Annotated in this window: 9 protein-coding genes and 2 rRNA genes; 2 read left to right on the top strand and 9 right to left on the bottom strand. The window is 44.7% G+C overall.

The annotated features are described in order from the left end of the window. Nucleotides 1–19: 19 nt before the first annotated feature. The 4 genes from ACN6NF_RS11780 to ACN6NF_RS11765 all read right to left on the bottom strand — a co-directional run bounded on the left by ACN6NF_RS11780 (nucleotide 20) and on the right by ACN6NF_RS11765 (nucleotide 5,383). Nucleotides 20–898: a carbohydrate ABC transporter permease gene (locus tag ACN6NF_RS11780; RefSeq protein ID WP_016818758.1), complete on the bottom strand. Its 879-nt coding sequence runs from the start codon at nucleotides 896–898 to the stop codon at nucleotides 20–22. Nucleotides 899–977: 79 nt separating this feature from the next. After that, nucleotides 978–2,279 carry an ABC transporter substrate-binding protein gene (locus ACN6NF_RS11775; RefSeq protein WP_474317854.1) on the bottom strand — a complete coding sequence of 434 codons (1,302 nt, stop codon included), beginning with the start codon at nucleotides 2,277–2,279 and terminating at the stop codon, nucleotides 978–980. A 196-nt stretch (nucleotides 2,280–2,475) separates the two neighbouring features. Beyond that, nucleotides 2,476–3,582, bottom strand: a complete 1,107-nt coding sequence (locus ACN6NF_RS11770; RefSeq protein ID WP_474317852.1) for a response regulator transcription factor — start codon at nucleotides 3,580–3,582, stop codon at nucleotides 2,476–2,478. Continuing rightward, nucleotides 3,575–5,383 (bottom strand): cache domain-containing sensor histidine kinase, encoded by a 1,809-nt coding sequence (locus ACN6NF_RS11765; RefSeq protein ID WP_474317850.1) that lies wholly within the window; start codon nucleotides 5,381–5,383, stop codon nucleotides 3,575–3,577. The genes ACN6NF_RS11770 and ACN6NF_RS11765 overlap by 8 nt, the downstream gene beginning before the upstream one ends. Before the next feature lie 175 nt (nucleotides 5,384–5,558). Here ACN6NF_RS11765 and ACN6NF_RS11760 point away from each other — a divergent pair, with 175 nt between their 5' ends. Beyond that, the gene (locus ACN6NF_RS11760; protein ID WP_474317849.1) at nucleotides 5,559–6,557 is read left to right on the top strand and encodes a LacI family DNA-binding transcriptional regulator; all 999 of its coding nucleotides are present in this window, start codon (nucleotides 5,559–5,561) and stop codon (nucleotides 6,555–6,557) included. A 71-nt stretch (nucleotides 6,558–6,628) separates the two neighbouring features. Beyond that, nucleotides 6,629–8,905, top strand: coding sequence for an alpha-galactosidase (locus tag ACN6NF_RS11755; RefSeq protein WP_474317847.1), 2,277 nt, complete (start codon nucleotides 6,629–6,631; stop codon nucleotides 8,903–8,905). 65 nt (nucleotides 8,906–8,970) lie between these two features. On the opposite strand, the gene ACN6NF_RS11750 is transcribed toward ACN6NF_RS11755, so the two are convergent. The 5 genes from ACN6NF_RS11750 to ACN6NF_RS11730 form a co-directional block, all read right to left on the bottom strand. Beyond that, nucleotides 8,971–9,531, bottom strand: coding sequence for a GNAT family N-acetyltransferase (locus tag ACN6NF_RS11750; protein ID WP_474317846.1), 561 nt, complete (start codon nucleotides 9,529–9,531; stop codon nucleotides 8,971–8,973). Then, nucleotides 9,532–10,254, bottom strand: coding sequence for a YjjG family noncanonical pyrimidine nucleotidase (locus ACN6NF_RS11745; RefSeq protein ID WP_016818751.1), 723 nt, complete (start codon nucleotides 10,252–10,254; stop codon nucleotides 9,532–9,534). 397 nt (nucleotides 10,255–10,651) lie between these two features. Then, entirely contained in the window at nucleotides 10,652–11,503 is an 852-nt protein-coding gene (locus tag ACN6NF_RS11740; RefSeq protein WP_474317845.1) for an alpha/beta fold hydrolase, read from the bottom strand. 389 nt (nucleotides 11,504–11,892) lie between these two features. Then, a 5S ribosomal RNA gene (gene rrf / locus ACN6NF_RS11735) occupies nucleotides 11,893–12,009 on the bottom strand. Between the two features lie 152 nt (nucleotides 12,010–12,161). Further along, a 23S ribosomal RNA gene (locus ACN6NF_RS11730) occupies nucleotides 12,162–12,284 on the bottom strand; the annotation flags it as partial.

The following is a 12,284-nucleotide window of genomic DNA, read 5'->3' as shown; positions in this document are numbered from 1 at the left end:
CTTTTCAATACACGCCTCATCAGGCGGTTTGTCCGCGGTCGAACAGCTTATTGATAACTACAGTTGCCAATAACGAGATTAATACAAGCAGCACGGATACAGCACACGCATAACCATAGTTGCTCTCCATAAAAGCATAGCGATAGATCATGAATGTCATTGTATAGTTTGTAGTGCCGGGCCCACCATTTGTCATAATCAGCATCTGCACAAACGCCCCTATTCCAGAGGTTATCGCGATAATGAAACAAAATTTGTACGTTTCCCTCATTAAAGGAAGCGTAACATGCAGATGCGCTTTCCATTTGCTGCAACCGTCAATCGTTGCCGCCTCAAAGTAGTCTTCGGGTATTGACTTAACTCCTGCATATAACAACGAGAATTGGTACCCCATAAACTGCCAGGCATTAACAAAGGCGATGGCAATAATGGATGTTGTTGGGGAGCTCAACCAATTTTGCTGATACGGGATGTTCAAGAGTTCAAACAATCGGTTGATTAATCCGTTGGTTGGATCGTAGATTGCAATCCATAGCTGGCACACCACAGTTACCGATAGGACAACTGGGATAAAATAAGCCGTTTTCAGTATTTTCCGCCCGCGTGTACGTGGGTCCGCACAGATTAGTGCCAATATCGTTCCCAGTCCGATCTGAAAGACTGCCAGTACAATTGCAAAGATCAATCCGTTCTTAAGCGAAGTCCCAAGTAGAGGATCGGAAAACAATTCCCGGTAATTATTCAATCCCGAAAAGGTCAGCGTACTAAGGCCATCCCAATCATAAAAGCTGCGAAGAACGGTTTGCAAAACAGGATAGATTAGAATCACGCTATACAGTATCAAAGCAGGGAGGAGAAACAGTGCGAGCGCCGGTTTGTTCCCCAAATATTTATTCATGTCTTGCTTCCACCCCTTATCTTTGGAACAGCCCCCCCCAGCGCCTTATGCCGCCAAGGGTTGCCGATTCCCTGAATTCTCAGTTTTCTTTATTCAATGTGCTATTCAGATTGCTCACAAAATCGTTTTCAGAAAAGTTGTCTACCATCATATTTTGAGTATTGTCATTAATGGTGTTCTGAATTTTTGTATTGCTCAGAAGTTGAGCATATTCCTGCGCATTAGGCAGCAACTCTTTGACAACTCGCTGCATCATGGCTGGAACATTAGCGGCCATTGGCTTATCAACTTTCACTGGAACTATCGGACTTCCAAGTTGGGTGTATCTGTACTCTGCTGACTTCGAAGCAAGGAATGCCGCTACCTTTACGGCTGTTTCCTTATTTTTGCTATTCGCTGATACTGCATAACCTTGCGGAGAACCTGAGCCGTCAATAAAATATTTGGACTTCTCGTAGGTTGCTTCATCCTTTGCAGGCCAGTACATCCAGTCGACTTGATCGCCCAGCTTTTCCTGGGAACTGTAAATTTCCCATTGTCCATTCACGAACATGGCAGCTTTGCCCTGATAAAATAGGGACGATGCCTGATCATAATTGGTGTTCGTAGCGTTGGCATCGAACAATCCGGCTCTTTGCAGTTGCTTCATCTGCTGTGCTGCTGTTACGAATGCTTCTGGCAATGCTTTTACACCCTTCTCCTCAAGTGCTCCAAATCCACGTGGCTGCTCTCTTGTAACCAGCCCGTTATAAAAAGCGGTCGTAATCCATTTTTCCTTGGCAAAGATCGACATCGGTACATAACCAGCAGCTTTTAACTTTTTCGCTGCATCGGCCATCTGGTCAATCGTCTTAAGCGGTGTTTTGATGCCTACCTTCTCAAAAATGGACTTGTTGTAATAAATCATTTGGAATTCAATACCAGTTTCAGGGTAAGCATACACATGATTGTCAGGAGCTACCAAACGCGATTCAACTCCCGGGTTAAGACTCTTCTTGAATTCGGCTGTTGTGTCATAGTTGTCAAGAACCTCGACATTTTTCGATTTTGCAAAAGTTTGCAGGACAGACCAATCCGCTAAATAGACATCCGGCATGTTGCCCGTTGCCGCATATGTTTTAAGCTTCTGGCCTCCGTCCTGCACGGCAGGATCCAGTTCAATTTCTACGTTTGGCATCTTCTTTTTGAGCTCTGCCACCGCATAATCGAACGGCTTAATGGTATCGTCATCGAAATGCTGCGCATACACCTTCAATTTGATCGTTCCGTCCCCTGATCCGTTATTGGAAGAGGCTGAGTTGTCTTCGCCACAAGCAACCAATCCGACGGACATGGTGAGTACTAGCAAGGCTGCACTCCAAATTTTAAGATTTTTTTTCATTTGTTTTATCCCCCTCATGAAGAGTCTTTGATGATTGCGCTTTCATTTGCTTGACTACAGTATACCGCTGCCTCTATTCTTCTTTAAGGAATAAAACGGGTATTATCAGTAAAAAACGGGACAAATAGAGCAGCGGTCCTCCATATAGGAAAACCGCCAGGCTTAAATTGATGTGTTCTGCCTCACAAGGCAGATGCTATCTCTTTTTGAGTTGCTCATATTCAGTGGGTGTCATACCAAAACGTTTCTTGAAACATTTGCTGAAATAATTGGGGTCACTGTATCCAACACTTTCAGCGATTTCTGACAGCTTCCGATTTCCTTTCAGCAAAAGCTCTTTAGCCTTCTTCATTCTGATGTGTGTAATATGATCCACTATGGAAAAGCCAGACTCCTTGCGAAATACACGGCGCAGGTAGCTGGGATCGACGAATACTCCGCACGACACCTGCTCAGCAGACAGCTCTACGTCTGCATAATGTTCCTCAATATAATTAATCGCTGCCGCAAATAAATTGGAAGCCTTCGTAGGACGCATATTCTCCATCAGCTGGATCAGCTTGCGGTATAGGGCGAGCATCCAACCTTCAGCAGCCTCCCAGGAATCTAACTCCCGCAGCCGTTCGTATGGAGACTTGTCTCCTCCGTTTTCCCATAGCTGGTCATAAGGAATGCCTCGTTCACTAGCAAAGGAAAGGGCTAAAGATACGATTCCCATAAGCATCGCATCTGCGTATTCGTCTCCCCATTTATATTTACTAAGCTGACGGATTGCCTTGCGGACCTCCTCTAGCGTTTCACTGTCTTTCATTCGTAGGTCAAGTACAACCGCATCGCGTAGATGGCCCAAATCAGGCATACCTGCTCTGCTATGCAACACTTCGCCGCCCTGTCCCCTTAACTCTGCACTTTCGCTCTCCTGTGGAAGCATTGGCAATTTCGGCTTAATACGCTCCAACATTGAGAGCATTTCTTCTGCATTGAACGGTTTCAGCAAATAATCCTGTACTCCAGTTCGAACGGCCTTCTGTAGATATTCAAACTCGTTATGCCCGGATATGAATACAATTACGATTCGTTCGAACTTGACTTTCAATCTCTCGGCTAATTCAATTCCGTCAATAAATGGCATATTGATATCAACGAGTGCAAGGTGCGGCTGATGCCGCTCGGCTTCCTGAAGTGCTTCCTGCCCGTTTCTTGCTTCACAGCAAACCCGAAAGCCGTGACTTTCCCAGTCTATCTTAATTCGCAGAAAGTCTCGGAACAGCGGCTCATCATCAACAATCATCACTTTATACATCTTGGTGTTCACTCCCCTTTGGCTGCGTTGGTAGCGACAGGTCAACAATGGTTCCCTCTCCGAGAACACTCTGCACGGATATCCCATACTCCTCGCCAAAATACAGGCTCAGCCGTTGCTGAACGCTATAGGTACCGATTGATCGTATTCCTTCTTTCGGTAAATGTCTGGACATAATGTTCTGAACTTGAATTTCGTCCATTCCCACACCGTTGTCCTCTACCCGGACGATCACCCTATCGTTCTGTTTAAAAGCAAAAATACGTATAAAACCTTTGGTTCCTTTCTTCTTAAGACCATGGTAAATCGAATTCTCGACAAGTGGTTGGAGCGAGAGTTTCGGAATTGGTGTACCCGCAAGTTCTGGAGGAATATCCACTTCATAGCGGAACACATCGGGATAACGGATTTGCAGAATTGCCAGGTAATCATCAGTAATCTGAGCTTCCTTTTCTAAAATAATGAGTTCCCGTCCTTTATTCAGCACCATTCGATAAAAATCTGCCAGCGCTTTCGTAGTATCTCTAGCCTCATCATTACGATCCAACTCATTCAGTGCATAAATGGTATCTAAAGTGTTGTACAGAAAATGCGGTTTTATTTGAGCGGTCATCAGTGCGAGTTCATATTCACGCTTGCGGTTTTGTTCCTGTCTTACTTCATCCAGCAATTCCCGAATCCGTCTTATCATAAAGTTAAAAGCTTCAGCAATGGTACCGATCTCATCTTCTGTTCGGACGGTAGCAACCGATTCTAAATCGCCAGTTACTACTTTTCGCATGGCTCTAGTCAGCTGTTCGAGAGGACTAACGACCATTTTGGACAAAAAGCTAGCACCGAGCCAGGAAAAAACAAGACATAATACACCGATTAAGAGCGAAAGCCTAACATTTTGCTGGACATCAGCTGTAAGTAGGCTAAGAGAGACAATATTGACTAGCTTCCAACCCATCCGGTTGTAATCATTGACCGTTACCAGATTGCCATCATCCTCAAATGAGCACGTTTTTTGGGATACATTAGACCCACAACGTTGGATGGCCTCCGCCAATTGTGAATTCACTGGCTTCATAAGCATCCCATTGTCTTCTGCCACAGCCACACGCATTTCGTTATCTAAAAAATAATAAGATTTGGGCGCATCGGGATCGCTGGAACGAAAATAATCAGACAAGCCTTCTTCCTTCACTAATAGGAAAAGCGTTCCATAGGGTTCGCCGGTGTCTATATTAATGACCATCTTTCCCAGAGTCAAAACCGGAGAGTTTGGATCTGGTGTCAGGAAATCTCTTTTCTCCATATCAAACCAGAGTGCCTGTCCATAACTTTCGGATTCCCTTACCCGCTTGAGCATGCTATAGACTTTGCTATCATCCCCACTTTCGGTATAAGACGCAAAAATTGTCCCTTCATTATCAATAAATACCGCCGCATCCACTTCGCGAAAGATTGACAAATCAATCGATAGACGGCTTTGCATCAGGTTTCCAAATTGAACACGGTCTATGGCAGTATCAGTTCTAGCGCCATATGAATCATACATCCGGTTAATATTCGTGACCATAATGTTGGCCGCCGTTTCCACGCTACTGAATATGTAGTCGGTCCGGGACAGGATAAGCTGAGATTCGTCCACTACATTGCTGGTCGTTTGCTCTATCAATGAACGGCTGAAAAGTTGGTTGGACACAAGTCCAAGAATGAACAGAGAAATAATAATGAGCGGGAGAAATACCGCTATAACCTTGCTTTTAAAGCGAAGGCGACCAAACCACTTACGAGCTAGGGACAGAATATTCAAATAGGACCCCTCCGTCATCAGAGAATATTCATCATGTTAACACAACTAATCTGAACAGTAGTAGAACTAAAATAATGTTAAAAAAATTCATCGTTCCATCTTGAAAGTGCCAAAAGTATATGTTAGGATAAAGTCGATTTTTAGTAAAATTATTAACTAAAAAGGTGTGAGCTCTTTGGCAACCATTAAAGACATTGCCCGCGAAGCGGGTGTGTCTGCCGCAACCGTTTCAAGGGTTTTAAATAACGATCTGTCACTGTCCGTGAGTCCAGACACCAAAGACAGAATTTTTTTAATTGCTGAGCAGCTCGGGTATAAGCCCTCACGGCTGAGGCAGTTAAAGAGGAACACGGAGCGTGCGGGGAAAACAGTTTCACTACTGCTGTGGTGTTCCATTGAGGAGGAAAGAGACGATCCGTATTATGCCTCAATCCGCCGCGGAATCGAACTACGCTGTGAAGAGCTTGGCCTGACATTGGGACAAACGCTGCGAGGCCGCTCATCTCTCGGCACCTTGCAGAAGGCGGACGGTCTGATTGTCGTGGGCGGCGTTGATCCTGAAGAGGTGTCCAAGCTGTATCCAGACAAGAACACCATGGTCCTTGTCGATCAGTACCATGAGCAGCTGGAATACGATTCCGTGCGACTCCATTTTCGGCAAGCGGTTGATCAGGCGCTTGGACATCTGCTTGAGCTTGGCCACCGACAAATCGGATTTATTGGCGGCAAGAGCGATGGAGAGCGAAGGGCGCATTATTTTGAACGATTTATGCGGGAACGAGGGCTATACAATCCTCAGTTTGTCCGCGTAGGTGCCTGGAGTACCGCGGATGGATATCTCATGATGAACGAGCTCCTAGCCGAGCAAGAACGACCGACAGCCTGCTTCGCGGCAAGCGATCCGCTCGCCATCGGTGCCCTCCGCGCCCTTCATGCACATGGAGTCAAGGTACCGGAAGATATGGCTATTGTGGGCTTCGACGACATTGAGATGGCGGCCTTCGTGCAGCCTCCGCTAACTACTGTGCGTGCCTATCCTGAACAGATGGGGAAGGCTGCCGTGCAGTTGCTCTCAGAACGGTTTGAGGGGCGTGAACCACCTGCGTACAGCGTGATCGGGACTAAGCTTGTCGTACGGGAAAGCTCATGCATCAACAGTAAATTCAATAGTTGAGAGTCACATTGTCATTGATAAGTATCCTTACGTAAAAAAATCGAGATGATAACCCCTAAGGAGTGAATATCATGAATATTCATGTTAACGAAGCGCTTGGTTTGTTTCATCTGCAGTCCAAGGATTGCAGCTATATTATCCAGCTGGTAGAAGGATATCCTGCACATGTCTATTGGGGAGCTCAACTTCATCATGACCAAAATCTCGCAAGTATATTGGAGCTTAGAGAGCGCTGCTCCTTCTCCCCCACTCCCGTTTCTTCCAGTCGTACACTTTCTTTGGATACGCTTCCACAGGAATATCCACAGTACGGGACAAGCGACTTCCGTCAACCGGCTTATCAGGTTGCGCTTGCGGATGGAACTCGAACTACGGAGCTAAAATATAGTGGTTACCGTGTTGAACCGGGCAAACCAAAGCTTGAAGGCCTTCCTTCCGTCTATACCGAATCGGATGATGAAGCAACAACTCTCCTGTTGTTCCTTGAGGACCAACACTCAGGTCTTAAGGCTACACTGCTCTATACTGTATTTGCGAACCACAGCGCCATTGCTAGGTCTACTCTTTTTGAACATAAGGGAAGCGCTGTCATGAATATTGAGCAAGCGATGAGCGCATCTGTCGACTTTGCCGATTCCAATTACCAAGCTCTCTATCTATCTGGTGCCTGGGTTAGAGAAAGACATATCCAACGCCGCGATCTTGGACCCGGCGCCATTCGGTTGGAAAGCCGACGGGGCTCCAGCAGTCACCAAATGAATCCTTTTCTGGCACTGCTTCGTCCTGATACAACAGAAGATCGTGGGGATGTGTACGGCTTCAGTCTAATCTACAGCAGCAACTTCGTTGCGCAAGCGGAAGTAGAACAGTTCAATCAGACCCGTGTAAGCATCGGAATCAATCCTTTTGACTTCTCCTGGCGGCTTGAACCAGGTCAGTCATTCCAGACTCCTGAAGCCGTGCTGGTCTTTTCCGAAGAAGGTCTTGGGGGTATGTCGCGCACCTATCACCGACTCTATCGCACACGTCTGTGCCGGGGAGCTTATCGCGATAAGGAACGCCCGATTCTCGTGAACAATTGGGAAGCGACATATTTTGACTTCGACGCCGATAAAATCGAGGCGATTGCCAAAGAAGCGGGGCCTCTTGGAATTGAGCTATTTGTCCTTGATGACGGTTGGTTTGGCAAACGTGACAACGATAACAGTTCGCTTGGAGACTGGTTCGAAGACCGTCGCAAGCTACCTGGTGGTCTTACCGACCTGGCCAAACGAGTTAATGAACAAGGCTTACAGTTTGGCTTGTGGGTTGAGCCGGAAATGGTATCACCTGATAGTGAACTGTACCGCACCCATCCCGACTGGTGCCTGCATGCAGAAGGTCGGCGGCGGACGGAAGGCCGATCCCAATTGGTGCTTGATCTCTCCCGCAAAGAAGTATGCGATTACTTGTACGAGACGCTTAGCTCCGTATTCTCGATCGCTCCAATTACTTATGTCAAGTGGGACATGAATCGTAATATGACAGAGATTGCTTCGGCTACCACTACTAGCGAACGTCAAAAGGAAACTGCGCACCGTTATATGCTCGGACTTTATGATCTGCTGGAACGCCTGACCTCACGCTTCCCGGACATCTTGTTTGAAAGCTGTTCTGGTGGAGGTGGACGATTCGATCCCGGGATGCTCTACTATATGCCGCAGACATGGACCAGTGATGACACTGATGCTATTGAAAGATTGGCTATCCAGTACGGCACCAGCATCGTGTATCCGGCCAGTACCATGGGGGCCCACGTATCGAACGTGCCGAACCACCAGGTGGGACGAAACACCTCCCTCGCCATACGTGGCGACGTGGCAATGAGCGGGAATTTTGGCTACGAGCTTGACCTTACTGCATTTACAAATGAAGAAAAAGAGCTTGCTGCCAGACAAATTGCCCAGTATAAAGAAATCCGTTCCCTTGTACAGCAGGGAGATATGTATCGACTTCTTAGTCCGTTTGAAGGCCGAGGCAATACTGCCTGGATGTTTGTTAGCGAGGACCAGTCCGAAGCTTTTGTCGCTTACTTCCGTGTGTTGGCTGAGCCAAATGGTCCTATCCGGCGACTAACTCTAAAAGGACTTGACCCAGCTAAAAAGTATATAATCGAAACCGGGGCAACCAGCAATACTTCAGAACCTGTCGGTGGTACCTTGGCTGAAGATGGCGTCTCCCCCTTCCGTGTGGCGTTCGACGGTGAAATTTTTGGAGGTGACCGTCTAATGAAGATTGGACTTGTTGTCTCGGATCTCACTGGGGATTTTGCCAGCTCTACCTTCCGCCTTAAAGCGATCTCCTGTTAATCATAGTTCAGCCGGTGACGATAAAAAATTAAAACAAGGCAGGTCGATTTTCCGACCTGCCTTGTTTAATAACTTTGTGACCATTTAATAGCATCCTTGATTTTGATTCTCCATATCATATGATCAAAGCCTTTTCCCCAATAATCTTTTAATAAATAATCAGGAGTTCCAAACTTCTTTTCCCATATTTTTTGTGCAATACGATACCCACTATCTAAACAAAATTCTTCTACTCCTCTATCTTTCAACGCCAGATACATTGATTTCAATAATAAATTTCCTACTCCAATCTTCTGGTAGTCAGGGTGAACAAATACAGTTCCTACCTCGCACAAATTTTTTAATGCATCATTGGTAGATTTACTTATAAGTTCACTTGCCGGGCCATATTCAATTGAACCCATTATTCGATCCCCGTCTACAGCGATTAAAAAAAATCGTTGCTCACCGTGGCTTTCTAAGTCACTTTCCAAATACGCTCTTTTAGTCTCAATTTCATCCTCTATATCCTCCAGCTTGCTTCCAATACCTTCTTTAGCAAATGTGTCTGTAATCACTATTCTAAACAATTCATTTAACTTTTCGGCATCTTTAACTTTTGGTCTTCTGATTTCTACATCATTCATCTAGATTTCCGCCGACGTACGATTCAGTACAGACCCTATTGAAAGTACACTACTCAGTAGTTCCATTAAACTTGTTATTTCATAAGTGGGTTGAATACCAGACGTATTTGTTTTTCTGGCAGGGTTGAACCAGCAGGTATCAATTCCGTACTTATTCCCTCCTTGAATATCAGAGGTTAAAGAATCGCCGACCATAAGGACCTTACTTTTATCTGAAATGGCTAGCTTGGCAAATGCGTAATCGAAAATACCAGCTTGTGGCTTTTGGCAACCCACTTCTTCTGAAATAATTACCTGCTCAAACACATCACGCAGCGGAGAGAGCTGAATTCTGGAGGTTTGTACCTCTTTGATTCCATTCGTAATAATCGCCAAACGATACTCAGATAGTACGTCACATAGTTCAACCGCTCCGTCCATCAAAAAAGCACCTTCACCCAAATAACGTAAATAAGCAGCACTAAAGGCGTCTGGATTGAAGTCTAGCTTATGGACAGTAAACAATCGTTTAAATCTTTCCACCCGCAACTGTGCCGAGGTAATAAGTCCTTCCTCTGCCTCTCGCCACAACACACTATTAATCTCATCATAGCTGGATTTGTACTCTGTGGCCCCTTGCGGCAATCCAAATTGGGTGAACGTATTATGTAGCGCATGACTCTCTGCCATTTTAAAATCAAACAGCGTATCATCAACATCAAACAAAATAATTTCGTATTTCAAAACGACCTCCAACCTCCATATCAAATGGAAATAAACTATCAATACAGCATGATCTCTCGGTTATTATACAGAACCTCATTGATCCGTCAAGTCATGACCAAAAGAATGGAGTAACATGCATCGTGCCAAGTCACTAGCATACAGATTTATAAAAAGAGGAGAATGCTAACCCAAGCTGTTCCCGACGCTTCAGTGACAAGCCTAAAGGTAATCATTCTCCTTTTACAATTTAATCTAATTGTTCTCTATTCGTAGCACCATAGCCATTTTTCAGCAACAAATAATGGTTTTTGTAAAGATCATACAATGGGTTTAAAGCAGTTCGTAGACCTTTAGGGTCAACCTGCCACCATCTTGAGGCTCGGTTTCTAGTATAAGAATCGACCGTTTTAATATGCTAGTGATTTTCATTAATCCATTCGGTTAATGTTTGATCAAAATAATGAGGTTCTTCAAACATCGGATTATGCCCACTATGTTCAAAAACCACCTTTTTTACGTTCGTATAGCTACCATCGACCCGATCCCATAATGATACAGGCGCGACCAAGTAATCAGTTCTTCCCAGACCAATAAACACGGGCTTATTGACATCCGCCAAAGACTGTATCAAATCTATCTTTCCGAAGGCTTCCCCCCATAAATAATCAATGATAGGCAAATTCGTGTGCACATCATTCCACATATAAGCTGCATCATAGGTATAATCATAAAAGCTTTGGGCTCCCATACGTATACACATGTGAACAAATCTTCTATCGGGGTCTTTTTTGATATCTTCCTCTAATAAAACAATATCTTTTTTGAAACGTTCTTTTCTTTCTGGACTGGCCGTTTCATAAAAGAATGAAAAGCTTTGCCGCTGTCTTTCTTGGCTGTTCGTAGGTGCTGAATTTAAGAGTACCACTTTTTCTACATAGTCCGGGTATTGTTTAGCATATTCCAAAGCCATAAAAGCATGCCCGGAATGTCCTAATATGATAAATGGATCTAAATGAAGGCATTGTCTTGCTGTTTCTATATCATTAATGACTTTATCCAAAGTGTAATCTTCCTGTTTTAAAGCTCGATTCGGTTTTGCAAACCCTCTATGGTCCAGGAAAATGAACTGAAACTTTTTATATAAATGTTTTGAGAATAAGCGAGGATAATATATACTACTACCAATCACCAATATTGGCTTTCCCTTACCTCTTAAAATATACTTTAACTCAAAACCATCACTAATAATCGTTTGATATTTGCTCATCTACATCGTCTCCTTTTCTTCTTTAAATCACTCCCTTTCCATTATTTAAAGCCCTTGTATTCTCCATAGAGCGTTCCAGCACTACAACTCACCTCTGAAAGTCCGTTTATTTTATTAGAAAAGTTTAACATGATTTTTTCAAAAACAAAACCGAATTTGGATCTTCTCAATCTTGCCGTACAAGTCGGAGATACAAAGTGGCAAAAGGAAATTACCCATAAACTTCAATCCTTAAGTGCCCTCCAGGCAGTACTGTATAAGGAACAACCAGAGTATTGTAGTACTTTTAACCGAAGGCATGGCATGAGCCGGTCAGGTGACCGATAAATAAATCGGTTATACAAAAGAGGACCATGATCTCAGTAAGATCATGGTCCTCTTTACTTGTTGCTTGGCGGCGTCCTACTCTCCCAGGACCCTGCGGTCCAAGTACCATCGGCGCTGGAGGGCTTAACGGTCGTGTTCGGGATGGGTACGTGTGGAACCCCTCCGCTATCGCCACCAAACATGAATTCGCTTCGCAAATTCTTCCGTAAGGTTATTCGGTTCATCACAGATCGTGTGAATGAATCGCCATACGCTGGTCGTATGTACTTCTACATACCTTCAAGGTGTTACACCCTGAAAACTGGATCCGAAACTCATTACGTCTTATCTTTAGGATAAGCCCTCGACCGATTAGTATTGGTCAGCTCCATGCATTACTGCACTTCCACCCCCAACCTATCTACCTCGTCGTCTTCAAGGGGTCTTACATACTGGGAAATCTCATCTTGAGGGG

It is taken from the genome of Paenibacillus sp. TSM33, from assembly GCF_056099025.1.
This window is presented reverse-complemented; position numbering and strand designations above follow the sequence as displayed.